The following is a 15032-nucleotide window of genomic DNA, read 5'->3' on the forward strand; positions in this document are numbered from 1 at the left end:
CGCGGCGGCGCGCCGAAGACCTCGGCGGCCGCCGCATCGACCATCGCCGCGGACACGTTGCCCCGGGCCCGGGCGTAGGCGCCGAGCAGCGCCCGGTCGCACAGCAGGTTGATGCGCCGGGGCACGCCGCGCGAACAGCGCCAGACGCGCCGCAGGGCAGCCCGGTCGAAGGGCAGCGTGCGCGCCAGGCCCGCCACCTCGAGGCGGTGCTGCACGTACTGCGCGGTCTCCTGGCGCGACAGCGGGGTCAGGTGGAAGCGCGCGACGACGCGCTGCGCCACCTGCTCCAGCTCGGGCCGGGCGACGATGGCCCGCAGCTCGGGCTGGCCGATCAGCACCACCTGCAGCAGCTTGCGCGAGGGCGTCTCGAGGTTCGTGAGCAGGCGCAGCTGCTCGAGCACCTCCGGCGCCAGGGCCTGGGCCTCGTCGATCACCAGCAGGCTGTCGCGGCCCTCGGCATGGGCGGCGAGCAGGAAGGCATTGAGCGGGTCCAGGCACTCCTTCACCGTGCGAGCCACGCCGCGCGGCGGCGGCAGCGGGATGCGGAATTCCTCGCACACCGACTGCAGCAGCTCCACCGCCGACAGCTTGGGATTGAAGACATAGGCCACCTGGCAGCGCGCCGGCACCTGCGAGAGGAAGCAGCGGCACACCGTGGTCTTGCCGGTGCCGACCTCGCCGGTCAGCATGACGATGCCGCCGCCGCAGGACAGCCCGTGCACCAGGTGCGCCAGCGCCTCGCGGTGCCGCCCGGTCATGAGCAGGTAGCGGGGGTCCGGGGCGATGGAGAACGGCTCCTGCCGCAATCCGAAGAAAGGCGCGTACATGCGCGCCAGATTAGCCCCGCGCCGCGGCGCGCGGGGGTCACTGCAACCGGCGTTACGCGGTCCGCCGTACGCGGCGCACGTTGAAGGCGCTGGTGATCAGCATGGCCTGCACGAGCACCAGGCCCAGCCACACGCCCTGGTACATCTGGCGGTCCATCATCAGGCCGAAGACCAGGGGCGCGGTGGCCTGGCCGATGTCCAGCCCGGAGTAGACGACGCCGTAGACGCGCCCGGTCGACCCCTCGGGGGTGGCGCGCTTGACGATCAGGTCGCGCGAGGGCCCGGAGATGCCCGCGGCGAAGCCCATGGCAGCGAACAGCGCCGGCACCGCCAGCGCCGGCACCGGCGCGAAGCCGATCACCAGCGCGATGCAGGCGGCCACGCCCATGCCCGCACCCACGATCCGCTCGCAGCGCTCCGGCTGCGCCGCCAGGAAGCCGCCCAGCACCATGCCCGAAGCGCTGCCCAGCATGTAAGCGGTGAGGCAGGCGGCCACCAGGGCCAGCGGCACGTCGTGCAGGTGACGCGCAGCCTCGGGCGCGAAGGCCTGGACCACGCTGATCACGAAGGCGTAGAAGAAGAAGAACAGGAAGCACATCCACACGGCCGGGATGCGCAGGAAGCCGAAGGTTCCCTTCCAGGCAGGCGGGGCGGCTGGCGCCCTGGCCGGGCCGGCGGCGGGCGCGGCCTCGGTGAAGGCCAGGCGATCACGGTAGACGAGCAGCACGGCCAGCACGCCGAAGGCCAGCACGCCGGCCCCCACCAGGGCCACGCGCCAGGAGAAGGCCACGGCCAGCGGCACCAGCATCGCCGGCGCCAGGGCCCACCCCAGGGTGCCGGTGATGCCGTGGATGCTGTAGGCATGGCCCAGGCGCGGGCCGCTGACCTTGCGATTGAGGATGGTGAAGTCCACCGGGTGGAAGACGCCGTTGCCGGTGCCCGCGACCACGGCGAACAGCGCCAGCATCGCGTAGCTGGTGGAGGCGGCGAAACCGAAGGCGGCCAGGCCGATCAGGGCCAGGCCGGCAAACAGGATGGGGCGCGGCCCGTAGCGGTCCACCAGGAAGCCCGAGAGCGTCTGCACGCCGCAGGAGACGACGAAGAACACCGTCATGAGGAAGCCCAGCTCGATGTAGCCGACGCCGAAATCGTCCTTGAGCCAGGGGAACAGCGGCGCCAGCAGGAGCTGGCTGTAGTGGCTGATCAGGTGGGCGATGCCGACGAGGCCGATGACGGCCCCATCCTGCCGCAAGGGCACGTGCGCGAGGGTGCTGCTCATGCGCCCGATGCTAACGGCTGCGTGCCGCGGGCGCGGACACCCGCGCGACTGTCCTACTCGTGCACCGGGCCGATCCGGCGCAGGGGGCGCAGCGAGAGTTCGTGCAGCGCCATGCCGGCCAGCATCGCGGCGCAGAACACCCAGGCCTGCCAGTGGCCGGCGCCAGCCGACACCACCGCCGGCCCCGGGCAGAACCCGGCCAGGCCCCAGCCCACGCCGAAGGCGAGGTTGCCCACCACCAGCCGCCGGTCGATGCCGGCGGTGCCGGGCAGGTGCAGCGCGCCCCCCAGCAGGGACACGCCGCGCCGCTGCGCCAAGCGGAAGGCGACCAGGCCCACGCCGACGGCCCCGCCCATGACGAAAGCCAGCGACGGGTCCCAGGCGCCCGCGAGGTCCAGGAAGCCGAGGACCTTGCCGGGATCGGTCATGCCGGCGAGGATCAGGCCGAGGCCGAAAACCAGGCCGGTGAGGAATTCGACGATGCGTTGCATGGCAGGGCCCCCTCAGGCCAGCAGGTGGCGGACGACGAAGACGGTGGCGAAGCCCGCCGCCATGAAGGCCAGCGTGGCCACCAGCGAGCGCGGCGACAGCCGCGACAGGCCGCACACGCCGTGGCCGCTGGTGCAGCCCGACCCCAGGCGCGTGCCCCACCCCACCAGCAGCCCGGCGGCCACCAGCACCGGCGTGCCGGCCTCGATGCGCGGCGCGGGCGGGGCTGCGAACAGCGCCCACACCGCCGGGGCCGCGAGCAGGCCGGCGAGGAAGGACAGGCGCCAGGCCACGTCCCCGGCGCGGGGCCGCAGCAGCCCGCCGAGGATCCCGCTGATGCCCAGGATGCGGCCGCAGCACAGGATGAAGGCCGCCGCCGCCACGCCCAGGGCAATGCCGCCGGCCAGGGAGGTCCAGGGGGTGAAATGCGACCCGTCGATGGTCATGGCGTGTCTCCAGGGGCGCGCGTGCGCTCCCGCCTCTATATCATTGGTTGATTATTGATCGGTTCACCCGCGAAGGAGCCGCGATGACCCCCGAGATCGAATCCTTTTTCGACCCGGCCACCTGCACCTGGACCCATGTGGTCCACGCGGGCCAGGGCACGGCCTGCGCGGTGATCGACCCGGTGCTGGACTACGACGCGAAGGCCGGCCGCACCGCCACCCGCTCGGCGCAGCGGGTCGTCGACTTCGTGCAGGCACGCGGCCTGCGCGTGGAGTGGATCCTGGAGACGCACGCCCATGCCGACCACCTCAGCGCGGCGGCCTGGCTGCGCGGGCAGCTGGGCGGGCGCATCGGCATCGGCGCGCTGATTCCGCAGGTGCAGCGAGTCTTCAAGGCGCTGTTCCACCTGGAGTCGGACTTCGCGGCCGATGGTTCGCAATTCGACCACCTGTTCGAGGACGGCGAGACCTTCGCCATCGGCGCGCTGCAGGCCCGGGTGCTGGCGGTGCCGGGCCACACGCCGGCCTGCGTGGCCTTCGAGGTGGGGGATGCGGTGTTCGCCGGGGACACCCTGTTCCCGCCCGACGTGGGCACCGCGCGCTGCGACTTCCCGGGCGGCAGCGCGCAGCAGCTCTATCGGTCGGTGCGCCGCCTGCTGGCGATGCCGGGCACGACGCGCCTGTTCATGTGCCATGACTACCCGCCCGAGGGCCGCGCCCCCCGTTGCGAGACCACGGTGGCCGAGCAGCGCGCCGGCAACATCCACATCCGCGACGGCGTCGACGAGGCCGACTTCGTCGCCATGCGCACGAAGCGCGACGCGGGACTGGACAAGCCGCTGCTGATCATCCCCGCGATCCAGGTGAACATCCGCGCCGGCCGCCTGCCCGAGCCCGAGGCCAACGGCGTGAGCTACCTGAAGATCCCGCTGAACGCGCTGTGAACCGGCCATGGTGACCGTCTTCCGGCACAGCGAGGTCTGGGTGGTGGACTTCCGCCACGACGGCCGCCCGCGCCGCTGGCTCAAGGCGCTGCCCGCCGGCACCGACGGGCCGCAGACGCTGCAGGCGCAGCTGCAGGACCTGTACGGCGCGCGTGCCACGGCGATCACCGTGCGCCGGGCCACGCCCGCGGAGGACCAGGCCTACGTGCGCGGCGACCTGCCCCGCAACGCCTACTGCCCCAGCGGCCGGCAGCCCCTGACCGACCACGGGCCACCGCGCGGCCCGGAATGAAACAGGGCCCGCCGTCACATCGACGGCGGGCCCTGCGGGCCTGGCCCCACCCGGGTCAGGCAGGCTCGCCGAAGTGGAATACCCCGGGCTCGCGCACCGGGTCGACCTCCACCGGGATCACGCTCTTGGGCGGGAAGCGCCCCTCGAGGATCAGGCGGGACAGCGGGTTCTCGATCCGCTGCTGGATCGCGCGCTTCAGGGGCCGCGCGCCGAACACCGGGTCGAAGCCCACCTTGGCCAGTTCCTCCAGCGCGTGCGGCGACACCTGCAGCGTGAGGTCCATCTTCGCCAGGCGCTGCTCCAGCACCTTGAGCTGGATGGCGGCGATGCGCGCGATGTGGTCCGCGCCCAGGCCGTGGAACACCACGGTCTCGTCGATGCGGTTCAGGAACTCGGGGCGGAAGTGGTTCTTGAGTTCATCCCACACCGCCTCCTTCACGTCCTCGTAGGGCCTGCCGACCATGGCCTGGATCATGTGCGAGCCGATGTTGCTGGTCATCACGATCACCGCGTTCTTGAAGTCCACGGTGCGGCCCTGGCCGTCGGTGAGGCGACCATCGTCGAGGACCTGCAGCAGCACGTTGAAGACGTCGTGGTGGGCCTTCTCGACCTCGTCGAGCAGGATCACGCTGTACGGCTTGCGGCGCACCGCCTCGGTCAGGTAGCCGCCCTCCTCGTAGCCGACGTAGCCCGGAGGCGCGCCGATCAGGCGGGCCACCGAGTGCTTCTCCATGAACTCGCTCATGTCGATGCGAATGAGGTGCTCCTCGCTGTCGAACAGGAAGGTCGCCAGCGCCTTGCACAGCTCGGTCTTGCCCACGCCCGTGGGGCCCAGGAACAGGAAGGAGCCGGTGGGCCGGTTCGGGTCCGACAGGCCCGAGCGGCTGCGGCGGATGGCGTTGGCCACCGCGCTGATCGCCTCGTCCTGGCCGACCACGCGCTGGTGCAGGCGGTCCTCCATCTGCAGCAGCTTCTCGCGCTCGCCCTGCATCAGCTTGGACACCGGGATACCGGTGGCGCGCGCCACCACCTCGGCGATCTCCTCGGCGCCGACCTGGGTGCGAAGCAGCTGCGGCTTGCCGCTGCCGGCCTTGCCGCTTTCCTTGTCCTGCGCCTCCTTGAGCTTCTTCTCCAGCTCGGGCAGCTTGCCGTACTGCAGCTCGGCGACCTTGTTGAAGTCGCCCTTGCGGGTCAGGCCCTCGATCTGCTGGCGCAGGCGGTCGATCTCCTCCTTCACCTGGGCGGAGCCCTGGGCCTGGGCCTTCTCGGCCTTCCAGATCTCCTCGAGGTCGGCCTGCTCCTTGCGCAGCTTGCCGATCTCCTCCTCGATCAGGTCGAGCCGCTTGCGCGAGGCCTCATCGGTCTCCTTGCGCACGGCCTCGCGCTCGATCTGCAGCTGGATCAGGCGGCGATCGAGCTTGTCCATCACCTCGGGCTTGGAGTCGATCTCGATCTTGATCTTCGAGGCGGCTTCGTCGATCAGGTCGATCGCCTTGTCCGGCAGGAAGCGGTCGGTGATGTAGCGGTGCGAGAGCTCGGCGGCGGCCACGATGGCCGGGTCGGTGATCTCCACGCCGTGGTGCACCTCGTACTTCTCCTGCAGCCCGCGCAGGATGGCGATGGTGGCCTCGACGCTGGGCTCGCCGACCAGGATCTTCTGGAAGCGGCGCTCCAGCGCGGCGTCCTTCTCGATGTACTTGCGGTATTCGTCCAGGGTGGTGGCGCCGACACAGTGCAGCTCGCCGCGCGCCAGGGCCGGCTTGAGCATGTTGCCGGCGTCCATCGCGCCCTCGGCCTTGCCGGCGCCCACCATGGTGTGCAGCTCGTCGATGAAGACGATGGTCTGGCCCTCGTCCTTGGCCAGTTCGTTGAGCACGTTCTTCAGGCGCTCCTCGAACTCGCCGCGAAACTTGGCGCCCGCCAGCAGGGCCGCCATGTCCAGGGACAGCACCCGCTTGCCCTTGAGGCTCTCGGGCACCTCGCCGGCCACGATGCGCTGGGCCAGGCCCTCGACGATGGCGGTCTTGCCCACGCCGGGCTCGCCAATGAGGACGGGGTTGTTCTTGGTGCGCCGCTGCAGCACCTGGATGGCGCGGCGGATCTCGTCGTCGCGGCCGATCACCGGGTCCAGCTTGCCCTGGCGGGCGCGCTCGGTGAGGTCCAGGCAGTACTTCTTCAGCGCCTCGCGCTGGCCCTCGGCCTCGGGGTTGTCCACCTTCTCGCCGCCGCGCACCGCGTCGATGGCGGACTCGAAGGACTTGCGGGACAGCCCGTTCTCGCGGGCGATGCGGCCGATGTCGGCCTTGGAGTCGGTCAGCGCCAGCAGGAACAGCTCGCTGGCGATGTACTGGTCGCCGCGCTTGATGCCCTCCTTCTCGGCGGCCTGCAGCAGGCTCACCAGGTCGCGGCCGACCTGGACCTGCTCCTGGCCCTGCACCTGCGGGCGGCGGTGCATCGCGCCCTCGGCGGCGGCCAGCAGGCCGGGCACGTTCACCCCGGCGCGCTGCAGCAGCGCGCGCGGGCCGTCCTCCTGGCGCAGCATGGCCACGAGCAGGTGCTCCGGCTCGATGTAGGCGTGGTCGTTGCCCAGCGCGAGGCTCTGGGCCTCGTTCAGGGCTTCCTGGAACTTGGTGGTGAGTTTGTCGAGTCGCATGGCGTATCCGGTGAATTGAACCGCAGCTTTGGGCCCGTGCCGCGGATTTCAAGGGAGGAACGCCAGGGCGGGCTTGACCCGCGTCAATCCGGCCGGTGTCAGCCGGCCTTGACCGCCTCCTTCGAGAACCCGGCGATGCGCTTGTAGTTCTCGGAGATCTCGCGCAGCTCGGCCTGGCTGATCAGGTCGTCGATGTGGCGGAACGGCTTGCCGCCGCTCAACTCGTCGACCTTGATGTTGATGAAGTCGGGCGGGACGCTGCGGTTGGTCTGCACCACCCGGGCGGTGGGCTCCAGCCGCGCCTTTTCATAGGCGGCCAGGGCATCGACCGGGTCCGGCGTCATGGACAGGATGTCGGCCAGCGTGCGGGCGTCGATCAGGCCCTGGGCCGAGCCGTTGGAGCCGCGCGGGTACATCGGGTGCGCGGCGTCGCCCATGAAGGTGACCCGGCCGAAGGTCCACTGCGGCACCGGGTCCTTGTCGACCATCGGGTACTCCAGGATCTGCTGGGCCCCGCGGATCAGGGCCGGCACGTCCAGCCAGTCGAAGCGCCAGTCGGCGAAGATGGCCTCGAAGTCGGCCACGTCGCCGGGGCGGTTCCAGTCGTTCATGGCCTCGCCCTCGCGCTGGATCTCGGCCATCCAGTTGATCAACTGGTTGCCCTGCCCGTCCACGTTGTCGACGATCGGGTAGATCACCATCTTGCCGGTGTGGATCGAGCCCACGCGCAGGTAGCTCTTGCCGGTGAGGATCGGCTTGTGCACCGTGACCCCGCGCCAGGTGTTGATGCCGGCGAAGGCCATCTTCTCGTTCGGGTAGAACTGGCGGCGGATCGCCGAGTTCACGCCGTCGCAGGCGATGACCACGTCGGCCCGCACCGGCGGGCGGGCGTTGCCCTGGGCGTCGGTGAAGCGGATCGTCGCACCCGAGGCGTCCTGGTCCACCCCGACGCAGCGGTGGTCGGTGTGGATGCGGCCCTCGCCGATCACGGACTGCGCGTGGTCGTAGAGGATGCGGTGCAGCCGGCCGCGGTGGATGCCCACCTCCGGCACCGGGTAGCCCGCATGCCGCCCGCGCGGCTCGCGGTAGATGAACTGGCCCCAGCGGTTGAAGAACACGCTCTCCAGGTTCTCGATGCCGGCGGCCTCCAGCTGCGGCTGCACGCCCAGGGCCGCCAGCTCCCGCATGGCATGCGGCAGCAGCGTGATGCCCACGCCCAGCTCCTTGACCTCGGGCACGGCCTCGTAGACGTCGCAGGCGATGCCGCGCTGGTGCAGCGACAGGGCGAGGCCCAGGCCGGCGATGCCGCCGCCCACGACCGCGATGCGCTTGCCTTGGTGCGTGAATCCCATGGCGTTCTCCCCGTTACTCCGCGGCGATCCCGTTGCGCTTGATCACCTCGCCCCAGCGCGGGTAGTCCTTGGCGGCGATGGCGCCGAGCTCCTGCGGGGTGGAGAAGGCGGCGTCCATGCCGCCCTTGCCCAGGATCTCCTTGACCTCGGGCGTCTTCATGATCGCCACGATCTCGTTGTTCAGGCGGCTGGTGACGGCCTGCGGGGCCTTTGCCGGCACGAAGAAGGCGTACCACAGGTCCACGTCCACGCCCTTGACGCCCAGCTCCTCGAAGGTGGCCACCTCGGGCGCCACCGGGTGGCGCTTGGGGCTGCCCACGGCCAGCGCGTTGAGGCGGCCGGCCTTGACCATGCCGGCGGCGATGTGCACCGGCAGGAAGCCGACGTTGACCTCGCCGGCCAGCAGGTCCTGCTGGTAGCCGGCGGTGCCGCGGTACGGCACGTGCAGCATGAAAGAGCCGGTGCGGGCCTTGAACAGCTCCATCGCCATGTGGTGCGGCGTGCCCACGCCCGGCGAGCCGAAGCTGATGCTGCCCGGCCTGGCCTTGACCGCGGCGATCAGGTCCTGCATGGACTTCAGGTTCGTCTTCGGGTTGGCCACCAGCATCAGCGTGCCCCAGGCGGCCATGGAGACCGGCTGGAAGTCGTTGATCGGGTGGAACGGCACGTTCTTGTACATCTGCGACGCCATCAGCATGGTGTTGGCGCCCATGAGGACGGTGTGGCCGTCGGTGGACTTGGCCACCGCGTCGGCGCCGATGTTGCCGCTGGCGCCGGGCTGGTTCTGGACCACCACCGGCTGGCCGAGGCGCTCGGCCAGCCGCGGCGCGACGGCGCGGGCGATGGTGTCCATGCCGGTGCCGGCGGTGAACGGCACGATGATCTTGACGGTCTGCGTGGGCCAGGCCGGGGCCTGGGCCAGCGCACCGGTGGCGGCCAGGCCGGCCGAAGCAGCGCAGGCGGCGATCAGTGCGCCGCGGCGGGTGATGCCGAAAGTCATGGCGGGAGTCTCCTTGGGGTCGTTCTGCGGCGGTCTCAACGCAGCTTGAACACGGTTTCCGCGTTGGTCTGGAAGAACTGCTTCTTCGCCTCGGGCGACATGGCCATGTCGTCGAGGATGTTCACCTCGTCGGGCGCGTACTGGTAGGGGTAGTCCATCGCGTACAGCACGCGGTCGGCGCCCATGAAGTCCTGCGCGAACTTGATGGCATGCGGCCAGGCCACGCCGCTGTTGGTGACGTAGAAGTTCTCGCGCAGGTACTCGCTGGGCCGGCGCTGGATCGGCTTCATGCTCTCGTAGCGCTGGGAGCGCACGGTGGCGGCGTGCATGTAGTCCAGGCGGTAGGCCCAGTACGGCAGCGCCTCGCCCATGTGGCCCAGGATCATGCGCAGCTTGGGGAAGCGGTCGAATACGCCGGCGGCGATGATGCGCATGGCGTGCAGGCCGGTCTCCACGCCGAAGCCGTAGATCGCGCCGTCCAGGCCCGCCTCGGCGAAACGCTCGTACATGCCGGGCGGCAGCGAGTTGGGGTGCAGGTAGATCGGCGCGTCGTGCGCCTCGGCGGCGGCGAAGATGTCCCAGAACTTCGTGTCCGAGAGGTACTCGCCCTGGGTGTGGGAATTGATCACCACCGCGTTGATGCCCAGCTTCGTCACGCCGCGCTCGATCTCCTTGGCGGCGGCGGCCGGGTCCTGCGGCGCCACGGCGAGCATGCCGGCGTAGCGGGTCGGGTGGCGCCGGATCGCGTCGGCCAGGAAGTCGTTGGCGGTGCGCGCGAAGGACACCGCGGTGGCGGTGTCCATCACCTGCACGCCCGGCGAGGTCAGGGCCAGCACGGCGACGTCGATGCCGGCGTCGTCCATGTGCTTCAGGCGCAGGTCGTCCATGTCGACCAGGCAGCGCATGATGTGCTGGGCGCGCTCGCTGGGGCTGGACATGTAGAAGCCCATGAGGCCCTTGAAGCCGGCGTCGCAGTCACCGCGCTCGAAGATGCGGCGGTAGATATCCAGCATCTCCGGCGGCGCGAAGGCCTCCTCGGTGGCGATGCGCTTGTAGGGGGCGGGGCCGGGGCGGCGGGTCGTGCCGGTGTCGGGCATCCGGATGTCGATCAATGCGGTCTCCTGTTTTTTCCTTGATTTGGATCAAGCGACTTTAATTAGGCATGAAATCAATAACAATACGCCGATTCGTGCGCTCAGCTTTTCCAGATCGAGACAAATCATGGACACCCTGGCCAACCTGCGAGCCTTCATCGCCGCCGCCGAGACCGGCAGCTTTTCCGAGGTGGCGCGGCGCACGGGGCTCGCGCCCTCGGTGATCGCCAAGCGCGTCGACCAGCTCGAATGGCGCATCCGCGCGCCGCTGTTCACCCGCTCGACCCGCAAGCTCACGCTGACCGACGTGGGCGAGCGCTACCTGCCGGTGCTGCGCCACCTGGTGCGCCAGATGGACAGCACCCTGGACGGCATGGCCCAGGCCGACGGCGCGCTGGAGGGCCACATCCGCATCAAGGTGCCCAGCACCCTGGGCGTGCTGTTCCTGTGCGGCCTGCTCAATGAGTTCCTCGCGGCCCAGCCCCTGGTGAGCCTGGAGGTGGTTCTCGCGGACCGCTCGGTCAACCCGGTGGAGGAAGGCTTCGACCTGGCCCTGGGGGCGCGGCCCGAGTCGTACGGCGGCGTGGTGGACCACCCGCTGTGCCCGGTGCGCCGGCGCCTGGTGGCCTCGCCCGCCTACCTCGCGCGAGCCGGCACGCCGCAGGTGGCCACCGACCTGGCCGGGCACGACTGCCTGGTGCTCTCCACCACCGGCACGCGCTGGGAGCTGCACGGGCCGCAGGGCCTGGTGGGGGTGGACGTGCGCGCGCGCCTGCGCACCAACGACGGCATCGCCCTGCGCAACGCCGCGCACGACGGCCTGGGCATCGCCCTGCTGGCGGACTACCTGGTCGCCCCCGGCCTGGGCCGCGGCGAGCTGCTCGAGGTGCTGCCGGACCTGCAACTGCCCGACCTCTGGCTCAAGGCCATGGTGCCCGCCAGCCGCGGCGAGCTGCCCCGCATCCGCGCGCTGCTGCAGTGGCTGTCGCAGCGCATGGCGCAGATGGCGCTGGGCGAGGGCTTCGTGTTCGAGTCGCGCCCGGCGGCGGCGGAAGCGGCCGGCTGCGCGGCCGCCTGAACGCCGCTTCCGTTATTCTTGGCGCGCCCCCAGCCCGACACCCCATGACGATGAAGACCTCCCTCCTGCGCCGCGGCCTGATGGCCGCCGTGGCGGCCGCCGCCTGCGGCGCCCTGCCCGCCTTCGCCCAATCCACCACCCCGGTGCGCATCCTCGTGGGCTTCCCGCCCGGCGGCGGCACCGACGCCATCGCCCGCACCCTGGCCGACAAGCTGAAGGACCAGCTCGGCGTGCCGGTGGTGGTGGAGAACCGGGCCGGCGCCGGCGGCCAGCTCGCGGGCCAGGCGCTCAAGGCCGCCGCACCCGACGGCCACACCTTTTTCCTGAGCCACGACCACAGCATCTCGATCCTGCCGCTGACGATCAAGGAGCCCGGCTTCGACCCGGCGAAGGACTTCGTGCCGGTGGCCGGCTTCGCCACCTTCGCCAACGCCCTGGCCGTCTCCGGCGGCACACCCGCCAAGACGATGGCCGAGTACGTCGCCTGGGTCCGCAGCCACGGCGGCAAGGACACCATCGGCGTGCCGGCCCCTGCCTCGATCCCCGAGTTCCTGGTGGGCCTGGTGGGCGCCCGCTACCAGCTCGACGTGCAGGCCGCCCCCTACCGCGGCAGCGCGCCGATGCTGGCCGACATGATGGGCAACCAGATCAAGGCCGGTGTGGGCTCCATCCCCGACTTCATCGAGGCCCACAAGGCCGGCAAGCTGCGCGTGGTGGCCGTGATCGGCGACAAGCGCCAGGCCCTGCTGCCCGACGTGCCCACCTTCACCGAGCTGGGCTTCGCCAACCTCGAGGACCTGCCGTACTACGGCCTGTTCGCCCCGGCCGGCACGCCCGCGGCGGTGGTCGAGCGCATGAACCAGGCGCTGGCCCGGGTCGTGGCCCTGCCCGAGGTGCGCGAGCGCCTGGCCGGCATGGGACTGACGGTGGCCTACCAGCCGCAGGCGCAGTTCGCGACCGTGGTGCGCCGGTACACCCAGACCTGGGAGCGCATCATCAAGGCCTCCGGCTTCCAGCCGAAGTGACCCTCGCGCGCGCCCGCCCGGGCCGGCGTGGGGCGGGGGCCCTGCAGGCCCGCGCCGTCACCCGTTGGCGGACGCGATGCCCCAGCGGGCCAGCGCCGCGTCGTCCGCCACGCGGGCATCGACCCAGCGGGCGCCCTCGGGCGTCTGTTCCTTCTTCCAGAACGGCGCCTGCGTCTTGAGGTAGTCCATCAGGAACTCGCAGGCCTGGAAGCTTTCGCCGCGGTGCGCCGAGGTCACGGCCACCAGCACGATCTGGTCCTTCAGCGCCAGCGGGCCGACGCGGTGGATCACCTTGACGCCGCGGATGTCGAAGCGGCGGTGCGCCTCGTCGATCATGGCCTCGATGGCCTTCTCGGTCATGCCGGGGTAGTGCTCCAGCTCCATCGCGCTGACGTCCTGGCCGTCATTGCGGTCACGCACGGTGCCGACGAAGGCGCAGACCGCGCCCACGCCGCCGTCCTGCGCGCGCAGCGCGGCGACCTCGGCGGACAGGTCGAAGTCGGCAGCCTGGATGACGACGCGCGCCGCCATGGTCAGCCCCCGGTCACCGGCGGGAAGAACGCCACCTCGGCGCCCTCGCGCAGGGAGGCGGACTCGTCGGCCATCACCTGGTCCAGCGCCAGGCGCACGGCCTTGCCGCGGGCCAGGGCCTCGGCATGGGCGCCGCCGCGGGCGATCAGCTCGTCACGCAGCGCACCGAGGGTGGCGGCGGCGGTGGACAGGGTCTCGCCCGGTCCCAGGGCCTCGCGGATCGAGGCGAAGTAGCGGATTCGCAGCGTGGTCATTGCAGCAGGTCGGCGAAGGCGATGAAGGATACGGCCTCGCCGCGCGCGATCGTGGTGCCGGCGGGAATGTCCACGACGCCGTCGCCCCAGGCGGCCGAGGTCAGCACGCCGGAGCTCTGGTTCGGGAACAGGTCCAGCCCGCCCTGGGCGTTGCGGCGCACCCGCGCGAACTCGCGGCGCTTGTCGGCGCGGGGCCAGTCGAAGTGGGCCGGCAGGCGCGTCACCGGCGGCCAGGTGGCGGCCACGCCCTGCAGCTTCAGCAGGAAGGGACGCACCAGCAGCAGGAAGGTGATGAAGCTGGACACCGGGTTGCCGGGCAGGCCGATGAAGTGGGCCTCGCCCACCCGCCCGTACGCAAACGGCTTGCCGGGCTTCATGGAGATCTGCCACAGGTCCAGCGCACCGAGCTGCTGCACCGCGGGCTTGATGTGGTCCTCCTCGCCGACGGACACGCCGCCGCTGGTGAGGATCAGGTCGTTGGCCTGCGCCGCCTCGCGCAGGGCTGCCAGGGTGGCCTCGCGGTTGTCCGGCACGATGCCCAGGTCGCGGACCTCGCAGCCCAGTCGCTGCAGCAGGGCGCGCAGGAAGAAGCGGTTGGAGTTGTAGATGGCGCCGGGCTTCATCGCCTCGGGCGGCACCTCGCCGGGCATCACCAGCTCGTCGCCGGTGGAGAACAGCGCAACGCGCGGCCGGGCCGCGACGCGCAGGCTCGCCAGCCCGATGCTGGCGGCCAGGCCCAGCGACGCGGGCGAGAGGCGCTCGCCGGCCCGCAGCACCACGGCGCCGCGGGTCACGTCCTCGCCGCTGCGGCGGATCCACTGGCCGACCTTGGGAGGCTGGAGCACGCGCACCGAGCCCTCCCCCGCCGGCTCGGTGTCCTCCTGCATCACGATGGCGTCGGCGCCCTCGGGCACCGGCGCGCCGGTGAAGATGCGGGCCGCGCTGCCGGCGGCCAGGGGCGCGCCGAAGCTGCCGGCCGGGATGCGCTGGCTCACGGGCAGCACCACGCCGGGCTGGGCGCAGTCGGCGGACCGCACGGCATAGCCGTCCATGGAGCTGTTGTCCTGCGGCGGCACCTGCAGCGCGGACACCAGGTCCTGCGCCAGCACGCGGCCGTCAGCCTCGAAGGTGGCCACGGACTCGGTGCGGCCCAGGGAACGCGCGTGTTCCAGGAGCTGGGCCAGCGCCTCATCCAGCGGGCGCAGCGGGGCGCGGGGGGCGTTCATGCGTAATGCTCCGGGTCGTAGTCGAAGCGGTCGCCGTTCTCGACCAGCCAAGCGGCCACCGCCTGCGGGTCGTTCAGGTCCAGGACGGGGCGCAGGGTCTCCTGCGGCAGGCGGGCCGCATCGTCGGTGGCGATGGCGGCGACGAAGGCGTCCTCGGGGTAGCGCACGGGCTGGCCGGCCTCGGCGCGCCAGACCTCGACCTTCTTCAGGTTGCTGTCCTTGAAGCCCTCGACGAGCACCCAGTCGACGCCGTCGTACAGCTCGGCGATCAGCTGGTGCACCGTGAGTTTGGCCTCCCGCTCGAACTCGCGCATCAGCGCCAGCCGGCGGCTGGAGGCGACCACCACCTCGAAGGCGCCGGCCGCGCGGTGGCGGTGGCTGTCCTTGCCGGGGTGGTCGACATCGAAGGCGTGGTGGGCATGCTTGACCACCGACACGCGCAGGCCCCGCGCCTTCAGCGCGGGGATCAGGCGTTCGACCAGCGTCGTCTTGCCCGAGCCGGAGTACCCGGCGAAGCCAACCACCTTCATGCGGGACCTGCC

The 15032-nt window shown here is 71.2% G+C and carries 16 protein-coding genes; 4 read left to right on the forward strand and 12 right to left on the reverse strand.

Going from position 1 to position 15032, the window contains the following annotated elements; all coding sequences use genetic code 11:
• The 4 genes from ACT80S_RS00430 to ACT80S_RS00445 all read right to left on the reverse strand — a co-directional run.
• Window positions 1–827: ExeA family protein (locus ACT80S_RS00430; RefSeq protein WP_377411341.1), on the reverse strand; the 827-nt coding region annotated here is incomplete at its 3' end.
• A gap of 52 nt (window positions 828–879) precedes the next feature.
• Entirely contained in the window at window positions 880–2106 is a 1227-nt protein-coding gene (locus ACT80S_RS00435; RefSeq protein WP_377411344.1) for an MFS transporter, read from the reverse strand.
• Between the two features lie 53 nt (window positions 2107–2159).
• Window positions 2160–2597 carry a DUF6691 family protein gene (locus tag ACT80S_RS00440; protein ID WP_377411346.1) on the reverse strand — a complete coding sequence of 146 codons (438 nt, stop codon included), beginning with the start codon at window positions 2595–2597 and terminating at the stop codon, window positions 2160–2162.
• Between the two features lie 12 nt (window positions 2598–2609).
• Window positions 2610–3041, reverse strand: coding sequence for a YeeE/YedE family protein (locus ACT80S_RS00445; protein WP_377411349.1), 432 nt, complete (start codon window positions 3039–3041; stop codon window positions 2610–2612).
• Window positions 3042–3124: 83 nt separating this feature from the next.
• Between ACT80S_RS00445 and ACT80S_RS00450 the strand changes: the two genes are divergently transcribed.
• Together ACT80S_RS00450 and ACT80S_RS00455 are read left to right on the forward strand one after the other, a co-directional pair.
• Window positions 3125–3985 carry an MBL fold metallo-hydrolase gene (locus ACT80S_RS00450; protein WP_377411351.1) on the forward strand — a complete coding sequence of 287 codons (861 nt, stop codon included), beginning with the start codon at window positions 3125–3127 and terminating at the stop codon, window positions 3983–3985.
• A gap of 7 nt (window positions 3986–3992) precedes the next feature.
• Window positions 3993–4277: a hypothetical protein gene (locus tag ACT80S_RS00455; RefSeq protein ID WP_377411353.1), complete on the forward strand. Its 285-nt coding sequence runs from the start codon at window positions 3993–3995 to the stop codon at window positions 4275–4277.
• A 55-nt stretch (window positions 4278–4332) separates the two neighbouring features.
• On the opposite strand, the gene clpB is transcribed toward ACT80S_RS00455, so the two are convergent.
• From clpB to ACT80S_RS00475, 4 genes are all read right to left on the reverse strand, one after another.
• Window positions 4333–6930 carry an ATP-dependent chaperone ClpB gene (gene clpB, locus ACT80S_RS00460; RefSeq protein WP_377411356.1) on the reverse strand — a complete coding sequence of 866 codons (2598 nt, stop codon included), beginning with the start codon at window positions 6928–6930 and terminating at the stop codon, window positions 4333–4335.
• Between the two features lie 98 nt (window positions 6931–7028).
• Window positions 7029–8282 (reverse strand): flavin-dependent oxidoreductase, encoded by a 1254-nt coding sequence (locus ACT80S_RS00465; RefSeq protein ID WP_377411358.1) that lies wholly within the window; start codon window positions 8280–8282, stop codon window positions 7029–7031.
• Between the two features lie 13 nt (window positions 8283–8295).
• A complete protein-coding gene (locus tag ACT80S_RS00470; RefSeq protein ID WP_377411359.1) occupies window positions 8296–9282 on the reverse strand; it encodes a Bug family tripartite tricarboxylate transporter substrate binding protein in 987 nt (328 codons plus the stop codon).
• Window positions 9283–9317: 35 nt separating this feature from the next.
• Complete coding sequence (locus tag ACT80S_RS00475; protein ID WP_377411361.1) at window positions 9318–10394, reverse strand: amidohydrolase family protein; 1077 nt, start codon at window positions 10392–10394, stop codon at window positions 9318–9320.
• Between the two features lie 109 nt (window positions 10395–10503).
• Here ACT80S_RS00475 and ACT80S_RS00480 point away from each other — a divergent pair, with 109 nt between their 5' ends.
• Both ACT80S_RS00480 and ACT80S_RS00485 read left to right on the forward strand, forming a co-directional pair.
• Window positions 10504–11454, forward strand: a complete 951-nt coding sequence (locus ACT80S_RS00480; protein WP_377411363.1) for a LysR family transcriptional regulator — start codon at window positions 10504–10506, stop codon at window positions 11452–11454.
• Between the two features lie 50 nt (window positions 11455–11504).
• Window positions 11505–12479: a Bug family tripartite tricarboxylate transporter substrate binding protein gene (locus ACT80S_RS00485; protein ID WP_377411365.1), complete on the forward strand. Its 975-nt coding sequence runs from the start codon at window positions 11505–11507 to the stop codon at window positions 12477–12479.
• Window positions 12480–12536: 57 nt separating this feature from the next.
• Here ACT80S_RS00485 and moaE read toward each other — a convergent pair whose 3' ends face one another.
• The 4 genes from moaE to mobB are packed head-to-tail and all read right to left on the reverse strand — an operon-like array spanning window position 12537 to window position 15020.
• Window positions 12537–13010: a molybdopterin synthase catalytic subunit MoaE gene (gene moaE / locus ACT80S_RS00490; RefSeq protein ID WP_377411367.1), complete on the reverse strand. Its 474-nt coding sequence runs from the start codon at window positions 13008–13010 to the stop codon at window positions 12537–12539.
• A gap of 2 nt (window positions 13011–13012) precedes the next feature.
• The gene (locus tag ACT80S_RS00495; protein WP_377411369.1) at window positions 13013–13264 is read right to left on the reverse strand and encodes a MoaD/ThiS family protein; all 252 of its coding nucleotides are present in this window, start codon (window positions 13262–13264) and stop codon (window positions 13013–13015) included.
• Window positions 13261–14490, reverse strand: coding sequence for a molybdopterin molybdotransferase MoeA (locus ACT80S_RS00500; RefSeq protein ID WP_377411371.1), 1230 nt, complete (start codon window positions 14488–14490; stop codon window positions 13261–13263). Before ACT80S_RS00500 ends, ACT80S_RS00495 begins: the two co-directional genes overlap by 4 nt.
• Window positions 14487–15020, reverse strand: a complete 534-nt coding sequence (gene mobB, locus ACT80S_RS00505; RefSeq protein WP_377411373.1) for a molybdopterin-guanine dinucleotide biosynthesis protein B — start codon at window positions 15018–15020, stop codon at window positions 14487–14489. The genes ACT80S_RS00500 and mobB overlap by 4 nt, the downstream gene beginning before the upstream one ends.
• Between the last annotated feature and the right edge of the window lie 12 nt (window positions 15021–15032).

The sequence above is a fragment of the Ramlibacter sp. MAHUQ-53 genome (genome assembly GCF_052600055.1).

What these genes read in the sequence shown, in the direction of transcription:
- ACT80S_RS00480 (WP_377411363.1), top strand. Translation starts at nt 10,504, where the DNA reads ATGGACACCCTGGCCAACCTGCGAGCCTTCATCGCCGCCGCCGAGACC.
- ACT80S_RS00495 (WP_377411369.1), bottom strand. Translation starts at nt 13,264, where the DNA reads ATGACCACGCTGCGAATCCGCTACTTCGCCTCGATCCGCGAGGCCCTG.
- ACT80S_RS00485 (WP_377411365.1), top strand. Translation starts at nt 11,505, where the DNA reads ATGAAGACCTCCCTCCTGCGCCGCGGCCTGATGGCCGCCGTGGCGGCC.
- moaE (WP_377411367.1), bottom strand. Translation starts at nt 13,010, where the DNA reads ATGGCGGCGCGCGTCGTCATCCAGGCTGCCGACTTCGACCTGTCCGCC.
- ACT80S_RS00465 (WP_377411358.1), bottom strand. Translation starts at nt 8,282, where the DNA reads ATGGGATTCACGCACCAAGGCAAGCGCATCGCGGTCGTGGGCGGCGGC.
- clpB (WP_377411356.1), bottom strand. Translation starts at nt 6,930, where the DNA reads ATGCGACTCGACAAACTCACCACCAAGTTCCAGGAAGCCCTGAACGAG.
- ACT80S_RS00445 (WP_377411349.1), bottom strand. Translation starts at nt 3,041, where the DNA reads ATGACCATCGACGGGTCGCATTTCACCCCCTGGACCTCCCTGGCCGGC.
- mobB (WP_377411373.1), bottom strand. Translation starts at nt 15,020, where the DNA reads ATGAAGGTGGTTGGCTTCGCCGGGTACTCCGGCTCGGGCAAGACGACG.
- ACT80S_RS00440 (WP_377411346.1), bottom strand. Translation starts at nt 2,597, where the DNA reads ATGCAACGCATCGTCGAATTCCTCACCGGCCTGGTTTTCGGCCTCGGC.
- ACT80S_RS00470 (WP_377411359.1), bottom strand. Translation starts at nt 9,282, where the DNA reads ATGACTTTCGGCATCACCCGCCGCGGCGCACTGATCGCCGCCTGCGCT.
- ACT80S_RS00455 (WP_377411353.1), top strand. Translation starts at nt 3,993, where the DNA reads ATGGTGACCGTCTTCCGGCACAGCGAGGTCTGGGTGGTGGACTTCCGC.
- ACT80S_RS00435 (WP_377411344.1), bottom strand. Translation starts at nt 2,106, where the DNA reads ATGAGCAGCACCCTCGCGCACGTGCCCTTGCGGCAGGATGGGGCCGTC.
- ACT80S_RS00500 (WP_377411371.1), bottom strand. Translation starts at nt 14,490, where the DNA reads ATGAACGCCCCCCGCGCCCCGCTGCGCCCGCTGGATGAGGCGCTGGCC.
- ACT80S_RS00450 (WP_377411351.1), top strand. Translation starts at nt 3,125, where the DNA reads ATGACCCCCGAGATCGAATCCTTTTTCGACCCGGCCACCTGCACCTGG.